17 protein-coding genes are annotated in these 15,184 nt (G+C 70.1%); 11 read left to right on the top strand and 6 right to left on the bottom strand.

Annotation, left to right across the window (positions count from 1 at the left end):
• Nucleotides 1-47: 47 nt before the first annotated feature.
• On the top strand, nt 48-620 hold the full coding sequence (locus AU196_RS20445) for a hypothetical protein (RefSeq protein WP_059096877.1): 573 nt from the start codon (nt 48-50) through the stop codon (nt 618-620).
• Here the strand turns inward: AU196_RS20445 and AU196_RS20440 are convergent.
• Both AU196_RS20440 and AU196_RS20435 read right to left on the bottom strand, forming a co-directional pair.
• Nucleotides 617-871, bottom strand: coding sequence for a DUF2631 domain-containing protein (locus AU196_RS20440; protein WP_059096876.1), 255 nt, complete (start codon nt 869-871; stop codon nt 617-619). The genes AU196_RS20445 and AU196_RS20440 overlap by 4 nt on opposite strands.
• Before the next feature lie 72 nt (nt 872-943).
• Entirely contained in the window at nt 944-2,281 is a 1,338-nt protein-coding gene (locus AU196_RS20435) for a cryptochrome/photolyase family protein (RefSeq protein ID WP_059096875.1), read from the bottom strand.
• A gap of 97 nt (nt 2,282-2,378) precedes the next feature.
• On the opposite strand from AU196_RS20435, the gene puuE reads away from it, so the two are divergent.
• On the top strand, nt 2,379-3,296 hold the full coding sequence (puuE, locus tag AU196_RS20430) for an allantoinase PuuE (protein WP_059096874.1): 918 nt from the start codon (nt 2,379-2,381) through the stop codon (nt 3,294-3,296).
• Between the two features lie 57 nt (nt 3,297-3,353).
• On the opposite strand, the gene AU196_RS20425 is transcribed toward puuE, so the two are convergent.
• Together AU196_RS20425 and AU196_RS20420 are read right to left on the bottom strand one after the other, a co-directional pair.
• A complete protein-coding gene (locus AU196_RS20425) occupies nt 3,354-3,950 on the bottom strand; it encodes a fasciclin domain-containing protein (protein WP_059096873.1) in 597 nt (198 codons plus the stop codon).
• 55 nt (nt 3,951-4,005) lie between these two features.
• Complete coding sequence (locus tag AU196_RS20420; protein WP_059096927.1) at nt 4,006-4,692, bottom strand: fasciclin domain-containing protein; 687 nt, start codon at nt 4,690-4,692, stop codon at nt 4,006-4,008.
• Between the two features lie 189 nt (nt 4,693-4,881).
• Between AU196_RS20420 and dxr the strand changes: the two genes are divergently transcribed.
• From dxr to AU196_RS20395, 5 genes are read left to right on the top strand one after another with little or no spacing between them, the layout of a single operon-like run.
• Nucleotides 4,882-6,060, top strand: coding sequence for a 1-deoxy-D-xylulose-5-phosphate reductoisomerase (gene dxr, locus AU196_RS20415; RefSeq protein WP_059096872.1), 1,179 nt, complete (start codon nt 4,882-4,884; stop codon nt 6,058-6,060).
• Nucleotides 6,057-7,271 carry a M50 family metallopeptidase gene (locus tag AU196_RS20410; RefSeq protein WP_059096871.1) on the top strand — a complete coding sequence of 405 codons (1,215 nt, stop codon included), beginning with the start codon at nt 6,057-6,059 and terminating at the stop codon, nt 7,269-7,271. Before dxr ends, AU196_RS20410 begins: the two co-directional genes overlap by 4 nt.
• 8 nt (nt 7,272-7,279) lie before the next feature.
• Entirely contained in the window at nt 7,280-8,452 is a 1,173-nt protein-coding gene (gene ispG, locus AU196_RS20405; RefSeq protein ID WP_059096870.1) for a flavodoxin-dependent (E)-4-hydroxy-3-methylbut-2-enyl-diphosphate synthase, read from the top strand.
• 55 nt (nt 8,453-8,507) lie between these two features.
• Entirely contained in the window at nt 8,508-9,362 is an 855-nt protein-coding gene (locus tag AU196_RS20400; protein ID WP_059096869.1) for a GNAT family N-acetyltransferase, read from the top strand.
• Between the two features lie 23 nt (nt 9,363-9,385).
• Nucleotides 9,386-10,078 carry a GNAT family N-acetyltransferase gene (locus AU196_RS20395; protein WP_059096868.1) on the top strand — a complete coding sequence of 231 codons (693 nt, stop codon included), beginning with the start codon at nt 9,386-9,388 and terminating at the stop codon, nt 10,076-10,078.
• Here the strand turns inward: AU196_RS20395 and AU196_RS20390 are convergent.
• Complete coding sequence (locus AU196_RS20390) at nt 10,027-10,602, bottom strand: peroxiredoxin-like family protein (protein WP_059096867.1); 576 nt, start codon at nt 10,600-10,602, stop codon at nt 10,027-10,029. The genes AU196_RS20395 and AU196_RS20390 overlap by 52 nt on opposite strands.
• A 70-nt stretch (nt 10,603-10,672) precedes the next feature.
• Between AU196_RS20390 and AU196_RS20385 the strand changes: the two genes are divergently transcribed.
• The 3 genes from AU196_RS20385 to AU196_RS20375 all read left to right on the top strand — a co-directional run bounded on the left by AU196_RS20385 (nt 10,673) and on the right by AU196_RS20375 (nt 13,813).
• The gene (locus tag AU196_RS20385; protein WP_059096926.1) at nt 10,673-11,275 is read left to right on the top strand and encodes a TetR/AcrR family transcriptional regulator; all 603 of its coding nucleotides are present in this window, start codon (nt 10,673-10,675) and stop codon (nt 11,273-11,275) included.
• Between the two features lie 83 nt (nt 11,276-11,358).
• Nucleotides 11,359-13,179 carry a penicillin-binding transpeptidase domain-containing protein gene (locus tag AU196_RS20380; RefSeq protein ID WP_059096866.1) on the top strand — a complete coding sequence of 607 codons (1,821 nt, stop codon included), beginning with the start codon at nt 11,359-11,361 and terminating at the stop codon, nt 13,177-13,179.
• Between the two features lie 16 nt (nt 13,180-13,195).
• Complete coding sequence (locus tag AU196_RS20375; RefSeq protein WP_059096865.1) at nt 13,196-13,813, top strand: DUF1707 SHOCT-like domain-containing protein; 618 nt, start codon at nt 13,196-13,198, stop codon at nt 13,811-13,813.
• Here AU196_RS20375 and AU196_RS20370 read toward each other — a convergent pair whose 3' ends face one another.
• Nucleotides 13,814-14,200 carry a PaaI family thioesterase gene (locus AU196_RS20370; protein WP_059096925.1) on the bottom strand — a complete coding sequence of 129 codons (387 nt, stop codon included), beginning with the start codon at nt 14,198-14,200 and terminating at the stop codon, nt 13,814-13,816. It abuts the gene before it with no gap.
• 81 nt (nt 14,201-14,281) lie between these two features.
• On the opposite strand from AU196_RS20370, the gene map reads away from it, so the two are divergent.
• Nucleotides 14,282-15,139, top strand: coding sequence for a type I methionyl aminopeptidase (gene map / locus AU196_RS20365; protein WP_059096864.1), 858 nt, complete (start codon nt 14,282-14,284; stop codon nt 15,137-15,139).
• The last annotated feature ends 45 nt before the right edge of the window (nt 15,140-15,184 follow it).

The raw sequence follows: 15,184 nt of genomic DNA, 5'->3' as shown, positions 1-15,184 counted from the left end.
CATAATGTCACGCTGGGGCAATCATCCGACGGTGAACGGAGCTGCCCGTGGTGACCCAGTCCCTTCCGCTCGACGAATCCAACCGCCCGGCACGCGTGGCCGGCGCGACGGCGACCCGCCTGGAGTACCGCCTCGACGTTCTGGGCACCGATGTCGCCGATCTGGTGAGGTTCGCCGGCGGGTGGATGTTCGACCGGGCGATGGCCGGTTGGCGGGTCGAGGCCTGGTTGCTGGACGCGGACGATCTGCGCCCGCTGCAGGTGCTGGGCGTGCGGGGTCACCGGCTCGAAGCCGGCATCGGCAGAACCGGTGACGAACTCCTCGGCGGACTGGCGGTGTCGGCGGACCTGGCGGAGTCGGACGGACGTGTCCGCGACGAGGTGCGCAGCGTGATGACGGCGGGACGCGCCGAGGTGGTGCTGTGGGGCGGGCGCCGGTCCGAGGTGTTGGGTGGGCGGGCCGAACCGGTCCGATACCGGCTCAGCGCGGCCGCCCGGACCTTCAAGAGGCATGCGCTGTTGGCTGCGGACTGTCCGCAGATCCGGGTGGACGCGACGGAGTCGCTGGTGTGCGGCGGTTACCGCCCCGTCGACTCCGACCTGATGACCGCGGGGCGCTAGCGGGTCCAGCCGCGCCGGCGCATCCACCAGTCGCGCGCGACCCAGCCGATCAGCAGCGCGGCGAAGCCGATGACGAAGGCGTCCTCGACGTGGCCCACGTGGTTGCCGCGAAGCATCGTCAGCAGGAACACGGCGCCCAGCAGCAGTGAGATGTGGATGACCCGGGGGTTCTCCCTGCTCCAGCCCCACTGCGCGGACGGCACGTCCTCGACGTCGACGCCGGTGTGTCGTTCCACCTCGGTGTTGGCCACAGAGTGCTCCTCACAGTCGAACCGCAACTGCCGTCATTCTGGCATACGACGGTGTGTCGTAACGGGCGTGCCCTAGGAGATCTCGGCGTAGCGGCGCAGCGCCTCGGCCCGCTCGGCGGCGTGGTCCACGATCGGGGCGGGGTAGTCCGCTGGGCGCTCGTCACCCATCGTGTGCACGTCGGCCACCCCCTCCAGTTCGGGCACCCACCGCCGCACGTACGTCCCGTCCGGATCGAACTTCGCCCCCTGTGTCGACGGGTTGAACACCCGGAAGAAGGGTGCGGCGTCCGTGCCGCAACCCGCCGTCCACTGCCACCCGTGCTGGTTGTTGGCCATGTCGCCGTCCACCAACTGCTCGAGGAACCAGCGCGCCCCCCACTGCCACGGCAGGTGCAGGTCCTTGACCAGGAACGACGCCACGATCATCCGCACCCGGTTGTGCATCCACCCGATCTCGGCGAGTTGGCGCATCCCGGCGTCGACGATCGGGAACCCGGTCCGGCCGCGTTTCCAGGCGTCGAAGCGCTGCTCGGCGGCCGCATCCTCGTCGACGCGGATGCCGTCGAACCCGGTGTTCCAGTTCCACCACACGCTGCGGGGCCACTCGTAGAGCACCGCGGCGTAGAAGTCGCGGAACGCCAGCTCCCGCAGGTAGGCCTGGGCGCCCTTGCCGCGCCCGAGGTCGACGGCCATCGTGCGGGGGTGGATGGTGCCGAATTTGAGGTGCGCCGACATCCGGCTGGTCACGTCGAGGTCCGGCCGGTTGCGGTCGTCGGCGTACCCGTCGAGGCCGTCCTCGACGAAGTCCCGCCAGTGCTGCACCGCGGCCCGCTCGCCGGCGGGGATGTCGAGGGTGGCGCCGTCGTCCGGGATCTCGGCCCGCAGATCGCGGCCGTCCACGTCCTCCGGGTCGAGCCACGCGGCCGATCGTGGTCCGCTCCGGGCGGGTGCGCGCCACCCGTGTTTGCGCCACGCGTCGTAGAACGGGCTGAACACCTTGTACGGGGTGCCGTCCCCTTTGGTCACCCGGCCCGGCGACACCAGGTACGGCGAACCCGACGCCTCCAGGGCGACGTCGCCGAGCGCTTCGCGGACCGCGTCGTCCCGTCGCCGCCCGAACGGGGTGAAGTCGTCGGAGACGTACACCGCCGATGCGTCGACGCGCCTGGCGAGCGCGGGGATCCGCTCCTCCGGGCGGCCCCGGGTCACCAGCAGCCGGCCGTCGAGTTGCTCGCGCAGGTCGCGCAGCGCGTCGTGCAGGTACTGCAGCCGCCGCGGGCCCGCCGACCTGTGCAGCCGCGGATCGAGGACGTAGCAGGCGAGCACCTCGCCGTCACCCTGCGCCGCATCGACGAGGGCAGGCAGATCACGCAGCCGCAGATCGCGGCGGAACCACAGCACCGTGGGCATGACGGTGGATCTGCCCGGATGCCCGTGTCGGCAAACCCCGTACCGGTGACGGAACCATGACCGGCACACCCGCGGACCGCCTGCCACAATCCCACCCATGGTTGCCGGCGCCGAAGACTATCCGCGCGACATGGTCGGCTACGGTGCCCGTCCGCCGGATCCGCGGTGGCCCGGCGACGCCCGCATCGCGGTGCAGTTCGTGCTCAACTACGAGGAAGGCGCGGAGAACTCGGTCCTGCACGGCGACCCGTCGTCGGAGACGTTCCTGTCGGAGATCAGTGGGGCGCAGCCGTTTCCGAACCGGCACATGAGCATGGAATCGCTCTACGAGTACGGGTCCCGGGCGGGCCTGTGGCGGGTGCTGCGGGTCTTCGAGCGCCGGGGGCTGCCGCTGACGGTGTTCGGGGTGGCGCTCGCACTGGCGCGCAACCCCGAGGCGGTCGCCGCGTTCATCGAGCGCGGTGACGAGGTCGCCTGCCACGGGCTGCGCTGGATCAGTTACCAACTCGCCGATCCGGACGTCGAGCGGGCGCACATGGCCGAGGCGGTCGCGCTGCTGACCGAGCTGACCGGCAGCGCGCCGGTGGGCTGGTACACCGGTCGAGACTCACCGCAGACCCGCAGGCTGGTGGTCGAGCACGGCGGGTTCCTCTACGACTCCGACTCGTACGCCGACGATCTGCCGTACTGGGTGGCGGTGGCCGGACACGATCATCTCGTGGTGCCCTACACGTTGGACACCAACGACATGCGGTTCGCCGTACCGGGCGGATTCCCCAGCGGCACCGAGTTCTTCACGCATCTGCGTGACGCCTTCGACGTGCTCTACGCCGAGGGGGCGGCGGGCAGCCCCAAGATGCTGTCGGTCGGGCTGCACTGCCGGCTGGTCGGCCGTCCCGCCCGCACCGCGGCCCTGGAGCGCTTCCTCGACCACGTGCAGTCGCACGACAGGGTGTGGATCACCCGGCGGGTCGACATCGCGCGGCACTGGGTCGAGCGTTTCCCACCCCGCTGAGAACCGGAACAGCCCGTCCGGTGTGCCGGACGGGCTGCTCTCGGGGCGGTTCTGTTCTCAGTTGGCGGGCGGCATCAGCACGGTGTCGATGAGGTACACCGTGGCGTTGGCCGTCTTGACGCCACCACACACCACCGAGGCGTCGTTGACCTTCAGTTCCGCACCGTGACCGGTGACGTTGACGTCCGCGCCCTGGACCGTCTTGTGCGTCCCGACGACGGCGTCGGGCCCCGCCTGGCCCGGCACCACGTGGTAGGTGAGGATGCTGGTCAGCAGCGGTGCATCGGTCTTGAGCCGTTCGATGGTGGCCGGATCGATCTTCGCGAACGCCTCATCGGTGGGCGCGAACACCGTGAACTGGCCCCCGTTGAGGGTGTCGACCAGGTTCACCTGCGGATTCAGTTGTCCCGAAACGGCTTTCGTGAGCGTGGTCAGCAGCGGGTTGTTGGACGCGGCCGTCGCGACCGGGTCCATCGCCATGCCCGCGACCGAGCCCGGGCCCTGTGGCACCTGCTGGGCGTACGCGGCGCACCCGGGGCCGACCAGCGAAGCCGCCGGCTGTGCCTGGGCGGTGGCGGCGGCTCCGAGGGACAACCCGGCGGCGGCGACCGCGGCGAAGCCTGCACCCAGTACGCGATTGATGTTGACGGTCATCGGTTCTCACTCCTTGTGTGTGGGTTGGGATTTCTGCTCGTGGGGGAGGTGTGGGTCAGTTCGCCGGCGGCGGCATCAGGACGGTGTCGATCATGTAGACCGTGGCCTTGGCGGTCTGCACACCGCCGCAGACCAGCCCGGCCTCGTTGACCTTCAGCGCCTCGCCCTCGCCGGAGACGGTGACGTTGGCGCCCTGGACGGTCTTGTGGTCACCGGGCACCTGATCGGGCGCGGCCTGTCCCGGCACCACGTGGTAGGTCAGGATGCTGGTGAGCAGGTCCGAGTCGGTCTTCAGGGTCTCGATGGTGGCCGGGTCGAGCTTGGCGAACGCGTCGTCGGTGGGGGCGAACACGGTGAACTCACCGCCGTCGAGGGTGGAGACCAGGTTGACGTTCGGGTTCAGCTGGCCGGACAGCGCCTGGGTCAGCGTCTTGAGCATCGGGTTGTTCGAGGCCGCCACGGTCACGGGTTCCTGTGCCATGCCGGCGACCGACCCCGGCCCGCTGGGCACCTGCTCGGCGTAGGCCGCGCAGCCCGAACCGACGAGGTTGGCGGCCGGGTCGGCGGCCGCACTCGACGTCGGCGCCGACGTGGTGGCCGACTCCACGGCCGACGACGCGGAGCTCGACGCGGACGTGGCGGTGTCGCCTGCCTCTTCGCTCGAACACGCCGCAACGCCGAAGATCGCCAGGGCGCTCAGGCCCGCGGCGGCCATGGTCCTGCTCGTGAACGTTGTCTTCATCGACACTGTCTCCTTCATCCGGTGCGGCCGAGTGCCGCCGTGCTCGAAGCGGTGGGGCCGCCTCGACGTCTGACGCGGGTGATTCGGGCGCGCCCCACCCCCGGATGGCCGCCGGGGCGATGTGTCAGATTCACGTCACATCCGTCGCGCGACTAGGGCCGTCGGGGCAGCAGGCGGCACAATGGCCCGGTGGGCACAAGACTTCGGGTGCTGATCCTGGGCAGCACCGGATCGATCGGCACCCAGGCGCTGGACGTGATCGCCGCGAATCCCGACCGCTTCGAGGTCGTCGGACTCGCCGCGGGCGGGGCGAACCCGGATCTGCTGGCCCGTCAGCGCGCCGAGACCGGTGCGACCGCGGTCGCGGTCACCGACCCCGCTGCGGCCGAGCGGATCGGCGATGTCACCCACACCGGACCCGATGCGGTGACCCGGCTGGTCGAGAACACCGAGGCGGACGTGGTCCTCAACGCGCTCGTCGGGGCGCTCGGCCTGGAACCCACGCTGGCCGCGCTGGCCACCGGCGCGCGTCTGGCCCTGGCCAACAAGGAGTCGCTGGTCGCCGGCGGGCCACTGGTGTTGCGGGCCGCCGCGCCCGGGCAGATCGTGCCGGTGGACTCCGAACACTCGGCGATGGCCCAGTGCCTGCGCGGCGGCACCGCCGACGAGGTCGCCAAACTCGTGCTCACCGCCTCCGGAGGACCGTTCCTCGGGTGGTCCGCGGCAGACCTGCAGTCCGTCACGCCGGAACAGGCGGGTAAACACCCGACCTGGTCCATGGGGCCGATGAACACGCTGAACTCGGCGACCCTGGTGAACAAGGGCCTCGAGCTCATCGAGACGCATCTGCTGTTCGGCATCGACTACGACCGCATCGAGGTCGTGGTGCACCCACAGTCGATCGTGCACTCGATGGCCACCTTCACCGACGGGTCGACGCTGGCCCAGGCCAGCCCACCGGATATGAAGCTGCCCATCGCGCTCGCGCTGGGCTGGCCCGACCGGATCCCCGGTGCCGCCCTCGCCTGCGACTTCACCACCGCCTCGACCTGGGAATTCCTCCCGCTCGACGACGAGGTGTTCCCGGCGGTGCAGCTGGCCGCCGACGCCGGCCGGCGCGGCGGCAGCCTCACCGCCGTCTACAACGCCGCCAACGAGGAGGCGGCCGCCGCATTCCTCGACGGCCGCATCCGGTTCCCGCGCATCGTCGAGACCGTCGCCGAGGTCCTGCGCGCTGCCGACCAGTGGGCCGCCGAACCCGCTACCGTGGAAGAGGTCCTCGATGCGCAGCGCTGGGCTCGGGACCGCGCCGGGCGAGTCGTCGAGCAGGCCGCCATACCTCCGAATAAAGGGTTAGTCACCAGATGATGTTTGCTCTCGGCATCGTGCTCTTCGCACTGGCCATCCTGGTGTCGGTCGCCCTGCACGAATGCGGCCACATGTGGGTGGCGCGGGCCACCGGGATGAAGGTGCGGCGGTATTTCGTCGGGTTCGGTCCCACCCTGTGGTCGACCCGCAGGCCCAACCGGCTCGGCAGCACCGAGTACGGCGTCAAGGCCGTGCCGCTCGGCGGGTTCTGCGACATCGCCGGGATGACCTCGGTCGAGGAACTCGCTCCGGAGGACCGGCCGTACGCGATGTACCGCCAGAAGGTGTGGAAGCGCGTCGCCGTGCTGTTCGCCGGTCCGGGGATGAACTTCGTCATCGGCCTGGTGTTGATCTACGCCATCGCGGTGATCTGGGGACTGCCGAACCTGAACCCCCCGACCTCCGCCATCGTCGGCGAAACCGGCTGTGTCGCATCCCAGCTGAGCAAGGACGAGCTGGGTGAGTGCACGGGTCTCGGACCCGCGGCGGAGGCCGGCATCCGGGCCGGCGATGTGATCGTCCGGGTCGGTGACACCGACGTCGCCACCTTCGACGAGGCCAGGGTGACGCTGCAGAAGTCCTCCGGCCCGACTCCGATCGTGATCGAGCGGGACGGCGAAGAGCTCACCAAGGTGGTCGACGTCACCCAGACCCAGCGCTTCACCGGCGAGGGCGACCAGCCGACGACGGTCGGCGCCATCGGCATCGCCGCCGCGCAGTTCGGGCCCACTCAGCACAACGCGCTGTCGGCGGTGCCCGCCACGTTCGCCTTCACCGGCGACCTCGCCGTCGAACTGGGCAAGTCGCTGGCCAAGATCCCCACCAAGGTGGGCGCACTGGTGGAGTCGATCGGCGGTGGTGAGCGCGATCCCGAGACGCCGATCAGCGTGGTGGGCGCCAGCATCATCGGCGGCGACACCGTCGACGCTGGGCTGTGGGTGGCGTTCTGGTTCTTCCTGGCCCAGCTGAACTTCGTCCTCGGCGCGGTGAACCTGGTGCCGCTGCTGCCGTTCGACGGCGGGCACATCGCGATCGCCGTGTTCGAGAAGATCCGCAACATGATCCGGTCGGCGCGCGGCATGGTGGCCGCGGCGCCGGTGAACTATCTCAAGCTCATGCCCGCCACCTACGTAGTGTTGGTGGTGGTGGTCGGCTACATGCTGCTGACCGTGACCGCTGACCTGGTCAACCCGATCAGGTTGTTCCAATAGGAGAACACATGACTTCCGGCCCCGTCATCGGGCTTGGTATGCCGCCCGCACCGCCACCGGTGCTGGCGCCTCGGCGCAGGACCCGCCAGCTGATGGTGCGCGACGTCGGCGTGGGCAGTGACCATCCGATCTCGGTCCAGTCGATGTGCACCACCAAGACCCACGACATCAACTCGACGCTGCAGCAGATCGCCGAGCTCACGGCGTCGGGCTGCGACATCGTCCGGGTCGCGTGCCCGCGGCAGGAGGATGCCGACGCGCTGCCCGTCATCGCCAAGAAGTCCAAGATCCCGGTGATCGCCGACATCCACTTCCAGCCGAAGTACATCTTCGCCGCGATCGACGCCGGCTGCGCCGCGGTGCGCGTCAACCCCGGCAACATCAAGGAGTTCGACGGCCGGGTCAAGGAGGTCGCCAAGGCCGCGGGCGACGCCGGCATCCCGATCCGGATCGGCGTCAACGCCGGATCGCTGGACAAGCGCTTCCTGCAGAAGTACGGCAAGGCCACGCCCGAGGCGCTCGTCGAGTCGGCACTGTGGGAGGCCTCGCTGTTCGAGGAGCACGGCTTCGGCGACATCAAGATCAGCGTCAAGCACAACGATCCCGTCGTGATGGTCGCGGCCTACGAGTTGCTGGCCGCCCAGAGCGACTATCCGCTGCACCTGGGCGTCACGGAGGCCGGCCCCGCCTTCCAGGGCACCATCAAGTCCGCGGTCGCCTTCGGCGCGTTGCTGTCCAAGGGCATCGGCGACACCATCCGGGTCTCGCTGTCGGCGCCGCCCGCCGAGGAGGTCAAGGTCGGCAACCAGATCCTCGAGTCGCTCAACCTGCGGCCGCGCGGTCTGGAGATCGTGTCGTGCCCGTCGTGCGGTCGCGCGCAGGTCGACGTGTACACCCTGGCCAACGAGGTCACCGCGGGCCTCGAGGGTATGGACGTGCCGTTGCGCGTCGCGGTCATGGGCTGCGTCGTCAACGGTCCGGGCGAAGCGCGCGAAGCCGATCTCGGCGTGGCCTCCGGCAACGGCAAGGGCCAGATCTTCGTCAAGGGTGAGGTCATCAAGACCGTGCCCGAGGCGCAGATCGTCGAGACGCTGATCGAGGAGGCCATGCGCATCGCGGCCGAGATCGGCGACAGCACCGAGGGAAGTGCCAGCGGTTCACCGGTTGTGACCGTAAGCTGAACACCGACGCGGTGAGTGGTGTCACCGCCTCGGTCCAGCAGAAAGCAGCTTCGCGATGTCGGCTCCGCCGCTATTCCGCCTCGCCGACGACCGTCGAGTCTCGGTGGTGCGCGACGTCGCGGCGGTCCAGCGTGTGCTCGACGACGACCCGGTCGGCGCCTGCATGGTGGCGTCGCGGGTGGCGGATCACGGTGTCGAACCCAGCGCGATCGGCGGCGAACTGTGGACCCGCAGGCGCGCCACCGATTCGCTCTGCTACGCCGGGGCGAACCTCATCCCACTGCGCGGCGAACCCGCCGACATGCACGCCTTCGCCGACAAGGCCACCAGTAGCGCCAGGCGCTGCTCGTCGCTGGTGGGCCGCACCGAACTCGTGATGCCGATGTGGCGGCGGCTGGAACGGGCCTGGGGCCCCGCCCGCGACGTCCGCGACCACCAACCGCTGATGGCCCTCGACACCGCACCACAGAGTCCCGTCGACCCGGCGGTGCGTCCGGTGCGGATCGAGGAACTCGACGCCTACCTGGTGGCGGCCATCGACATGTTCATCGGTGAGGTCGGGATCGACCCCCGGGCCGGCGACGGCGGCCGCGGCTACCGGCGACGGGTCGCCGGGCTGATCGCCTCCGGCCGCGCCTGGGCCCGGTTCGAGCAGGGCAAGGTGGTGTTCAAGGCGGAGGTCGGTTCGCAGTCGCCCGCCGTCGGCCAGATCCAGGGGGTGTGGGTTCATCCCGACTGGCGGGGCCACGGCCTGGGCACCGCGGGCACAGCGGCGCTGGCCGCCGCGGTCGTGCGCGGCGGGCGGATCGCGAGCCTCTACGTCAACAGCTACAACACGGTGGCCCGGGCGACCTACGCGCGCATCGGCTTCCGTCAGGTCGGCACCTTCGCCACCGTGCTGCTCGACTGACCGCGACGGCTACGCTGACGGCCATGACCGATGCCGACCCCGGGCACGACAGCGAGGCCGTCGGTGACCGCCGCGTGGTCCGCCGGGAGATCGCCGACGCGCTGATGCGGGCCCTGGAACGCCGCCACGAGGTGCTCGACGTGATCGTGGCCTCAGAGGACTACGACGCCGCGATCGAGGAGATCGCCGCGCTGCTCGGGACGTCGGCCATCGGTGGTGAGGCGGTCCTGCGGCTGTCGTTCGACCGGTTGACCAAGGTCTCGCGGCGGCGCATCGCCGCCGAACTCGAGGATCTCAACAACCAGCTCAGCTTCACGATGGGCGAGCAGTCGCCACGTCGCGTGGAACGGGTTGTGCTGCGGCCGTTCTCGGCGACCGACGATCGCGACGTCTTCGCCGCGCGCACCGCGGACGTGCGCGCCGCCGGGGACGGTTCCGGTGCGCCCGCCGGCGCGCTGGACGACGAGATCAGCGCGGCCGTCGGCCGGGTGAACGCCGAAGAAGCGGTCTGGCTGGTCGCCACGGTCGGCGCCGACAAGATCGGCATGGTGTTCGGCGAACTGTCCGGCGGCGAGGTGAGCGTGCGCATCTGGATCCACCCGGAGCACCGCAAACGCGGATACGGCACCGCGGCGCTGCGGGCCTCGCGATCGGAGATGGCCGCCTACTTCCCCGCGGTCCCCCTGGTCGTGCGGGCCCCCGCCGCCGGGGCCTGAGCGGCCTGAGCCAGCAGATCGTCGACCGACCACTGGTCGTCGGCGTGGCGGGCGAACTTCGCGGCGAGCACCACGCCGTCGGCACCGATCAGGAAGTCGGCCGGCAGCCCGAGCCGTCCGCCCGTCGGTCGCGCGGCCGGGGGCCGGAGCCTGCCGCGCAGCGTCGCGGCGACACCGCGCACGATGGCACCCCAGGCGCGTGGATCGAGCAGTGCGCGCGGGCCGGACTCGACGCCGAACTCCCGGTAGAGGCGTTTGTCGGGGTCGGCGATCACGGCGAACGGCATTGCGTCGGTGTGCAGGCGGAGTTCGTCGGCAGGGGAGTGGAAGACCACCACCTCGTTTATGCCCGCGGCCTTGATCTCCTCGTGGCGATGGGCGAACGACTGCAGGTGGAGGTTGCAGATCGGGCAGCCCGCGAAGCGGCGAAACTGAAGGTGGGTCAACGTATTCGGATCCGGCAGTGTAACGGCGTCACCGGTGACGGTGTGCAGTTGCCTGGCGGGGACGCGCGATGGTGTCACGACGGTTCCCTCGGTAGGAGTGCGGTGTACGCCAACCGAGTGTAGTCGTACGGTGTACGCTGTCAACGCCATGCCACGCCCACGGTCGCTGTCGTCCACCCAGGTCGCCGAGGCGGCCCTCGCGCTGATCGACGACGAGGGGCTGCCCTCGCTGTCGATGCGCACCGTCGCCCGTCGTCTCGGTGTCGGGACCATGTCGCTCTACCGCTACGTCAGCGACCGCGCACAACTCGAGGAACTGGTGGTGAACCAGGTCCTGAGCGGTCTGGACACCGGTCTGCCGCGGGGTTCCGCGGGAAGGCGCCTGGCCGTGCTGGCCGAACGGGTCCGGTCGGCGGCCGCCCGTCATCCGGCGGCCGTACCCCTGCTTCTGGTCCATCGGCACCGGGTCCCCGCGTCCCTCGACTGGGGTGAGACCGTCCTCGGTGTGCTGACCGACGCGGGTGTCACGGGCCGGCGGCGAGTCCTCGCGTTCCGGGCGGTGCTGGCGTACGTGTTCGGTGCGCTCGAAGTCGACCACTACGGTCCGCTCGCGGGGGAGGGAACTCGGATCCTCGCGCAGTTGGACGAGTATCCGCTGCTGAGGCAGACCGCGACGCAGGCGGCGGACGTGCCGCCGGAGGAGGAGTTCGGCCGCGGATTCGAGATCCTGCTGCGCGGCCTGGGTCTGTGACGGTCGCGATCGCGACGAGATCACGGCCGTGTCACGGTGCGCCTCCGCGGTAAGCGTTCACCACTTCCCTAACATCTGCCTCAATGGCAACTAAAACCTCAGCAGCAACAAGGGTCACCTGTCTGCTCACGGTGGCCACGGTTCTCGGCAGCCTCGGTCTCAGTGGTTGCACCCCCAAGCCCAACGGTCCCGAGCCCGCGGCCGAGGAGTTCTTCGCCGCGCTGTCCACCGGCGACACCGAGGCGGCCGCCGAACTCGCCGACCGCCCCGCCGCCGCGCGCGCCGCCCTGAACGAGGCATGGGCCGGTCTGCAGGCCACCCACCTCGACGCCCAGATCATCGGGTCCAAGTACGCCGAGGACACCGGCAGCGTCACCTACCGCTACACCTGGCATCTGCCGAAGGACCGCACCTGGACCTACGACGGCCGGCTCAACATGGTGCGCGATGAGGGTCGCTGGGAAGTGCGTTGGGCCACAACGGGTCTGCACCCGCGACTGGGCGAGAACCAGTCGTTCGCGCTGCGCGCCGACCCGCCGCCGCGGGCCTCGGTCAACGAACGGGGCGGCACCGAGGTACTGGTACCCGGGTACCGGTACCACCTCGCGCTCGATGCCGAGGCGGCCGGTGCCGAACTGATGGCCACCTCCCGGGTGGTCGCCGACGCGCTGCGCCCGTTCATTCCGGCGATCGACGCGCAGCGCCTGGCCGAGCAGGCGTCGTCGATGGCCGAGCCGATGAGCCTGATCATGCTCAACCAGGCCGACCACGACCGGGTGGCGGGTCTCCTCGGCCCGCGACCGGGCGTGGTGATCACACCCCAGCCCGACATGCTGCCCACCGACGACCGGTTCGCCCCGGCGATCATCAACGAGGTGAAGAAGGAGGTCTCCGACGAACTCGACGGCCGTGCGGGATGGCGGGTGGTCACCGTCAACCAGAACGGCGTCGACGTCGACGTCCTCAACGAGGTGCCCGGAGACCCCGCCCCGTCGGTGACCATCAGCCTCGACCGTGCCGTGCAGACCGCCGCGCAGAACGCGGTGAACTTCACCGGCAAACAGGCGATGATCGTCGCGCTCAAGGCCTCGACCGGCGAGATCCTGGCCGTCGCGCAGAACGCCGCCGCCGACGCCGAGGGCCCGCTGGCCACGATGGGTCTGTATCCGCCCGGGTCGACGTTCAAGATCGTCACCGCGGGCGCGGCGATCGAACGGGACATGGCCACCCCGAACACGCTGCTCGGCTGCCCCGGGCACATGGACATCGGCCACCGCACGGTGCCGAACTACGGCGGATTCGATCTGGGTACCGTGCCGCTGTCACGGGCGTTCGCCAGCTCGTGCAACACGACGTTCGCCGAACTGGCCAGCCGTATGCCGCCGCGCGGGCTGACCAACGCGGCCGCCCAGTACGGCATCGGTCCCGATTACGTGGTCGAGGGCATCCCCACCGTCTCCGGGTCGGTGCCCCCGACGGTCAACCTCGCCGAGCGCACCGAGGACGGGTTCGGCCAGGGCAAGGTGGTGGTGAGCCCGTTCGGGATGGCGCTCGTCGCCGCGACCGTCGCCGCCGGCCAGACCCCGGTGCCGCGGCTGATCGAGGGGCGCGACACGGTCGTCACCGGTCAGCACGGACCCGTGCGGCCCGACGTCGTCGAGGCTCTGCGGCCGATGATGCGCCTGGTGGTGACCAACGGCACAGCCGAGGATCTCGCCGGCTCCGGGGATGTTCGCGGTAAGACCGGTGAGGCCGAGTTCGCCGGCGGTTCGCACTCCTGGTTCGCCGGGTACCGCGGTGACCTCGCCTTCGCCGCGCTCATCGTGGGCGGAGGCAGTTCGGAGTACGCGGTGCGGATGCTGCGCGGGATGCTCGACGGACTGCCCGCCGACTACCTCGCCTGAGTAGCCTGGAGGGGCTATGACGACCCCGGCCCACAACGGTGACGCCCAATCCGGCCCGATGCCGATGCGCATCTCGGACGCCGACCGCAACGGCACACTGCGGCGCCTGCACAACGCGGTCGCGCTCGGCCTCATCGACATCGAGGAGTTCGAGGAACGCTCGGCGCTCGTCTCCCAGGCGCGGCTGCGCTCCGATCTCGACGCGCTGGTCACCGACCTCCCCGGACCCGGGGCGATCGTCACCTCCGCGACCGACCGGGTCGAACTGCGCGGGGTGTTCGGATCCCTCAAGCGCCAGGGGGAGTGGATCGTGCCGACGCGGCTGGCGCTGCACCGCCGGATGGGGTCGATCGACCTCGATCTGACCCGCGCGCGGTTCGCCGGACCGATGGTCGTCATCGAACTGGATCTCAAGTTCGGCGGGCTCGACCTGCGGCTGCCCGACGGGGCCAGTGCCTCGATCGACGACGTCGAGGTGATCGTCGGCAGCGCGACCGACCACCGCAGGGACGTCCCGGCCGAGGGGCGGCCACACGTGGTGCTGACCGGCAAGGTGGTGTGGGGTTCGGTCGACATCCGCGGCCCGCAGACCGGCTGGTTGCGGCGGCCGCGGTTCCTCGGCGAACGCGGCTGACTACCGGGGGTCCAGGACCGCGAAGCTCAGCGTGGAACGCGCCGCGAGCCGGTCGCGTCCCACGTCGATGACGTCGACGGCCGTCACGATCATGCGCTTGCCCGCGCGCACGACGGTCGCCTCGGCCCGGGCCGGCCCCACCACGACGGGGGCGAGGAAGTGCACGGTCATGTCCGCCGTCGTCACGCTCTGCCCGGCGGCGACGTGCCGTTCGGCCAGGCGGCCCGCCGCGATGTCGATGAGGGTGGCCACCAGCCCGCCCTGGAGGGCGCCGCGGGTGTTGGCGAGGTCAGGCCGGTTCTCCATCTCGAGGACGAACCGCTCGTCGCTCTCGAGCACGTCGTGGATGCCCAACTGACCGAGCAGGTGGTCAGGAGTGGTTCGCATCGGGGTCGACTCGCTGAGCATGGCTAAGAATTTAGCATTCTCACTCCGGGAGAGTGACGTTCTCCTGGCTATCCTGGGTCCATGTCTGTGCGCACCGCCCTCCGTCCCGGCGAGCTGTCACCCACGCTGCCGGTACCCAAGTCGATCGCGCGCCCGGAGTACGCGTGGCGCCCGACCGCCGCCGAGGGCGACGAACCGTGGGTGCAGACACCCGAGGTGATCGAGAAGATGCGCGTCGCCGGCCGGATCGCCGCAGGCGCGCTCGCGGAGGCGGGCAAGGCCGTCGCACCCGGTGTCACCACCGACGAACTGGACCGCATCGCCCACGAGTACATGGTCGACCACGGCGCGTACCCGTCGACGCTGGGCTACAAGGGCTTCCCCAAATCCTGCTGCACGTCACTCAACGAGGTCATCTGCCACGGCATCCCCGACTCGACCGTGATCGAGGACGGCGACATCGTCAACATCGACGTCACCGCCTACATCGACGGCGTCCACGGTGACACCAACGCCACGTTCCTGGCCGGCGACGTCGCCGAGGAGCACCGTCTGCTCGTCGAGCGCACCCGCGAGGCGACCATGCGGGCGATCAAGGCGGTCAAACCCGGCCGCGCGCTGTCGGTGGTCGGCCGGGTCATCGAGGCCTACGCGAACCGGTTCGGCTACAACGTCGTTCGCGACTTCACCGGACACGGCATCGGCACGACGTTCCACAACGGACTGGTGGTGCTGCACTACGACCAGCCCAGCGTCGAGACCGTCATCGAACCCGGGATGACGTTCACCATCGAACCGATGATCAACCTCGGCGGTCTGGACTACGAGATCTGGGACGACGGCTGGACCGTCGCCACCAAGGACCGCAAGTGGACCGCCCAGTTCGAGCACACGCTGGTGGTCACCGACACGGGCGCCGAGATCCTCACCCAGCTGTGAGCGTTACGGCGAGCGTGCGTCCAGCGCGATCTTTCGGCCGGATTC

The sequence above is a fragment of the Mycobacterium sp. IS-1742 genome (assembly GCF_001500125.1).
Taxonomy (GTDB): domain Bacteria; phylum Actinomycetota; class Actinomycetes; order Mycobacteriales; family Mycobacteriaceae; genus Mycobacterium.
The sequence above is the reverse complement of the archived record's forward strand: the minus strand, read 5'-3'. Positions and strand labels throughout refer to the sequence as shown.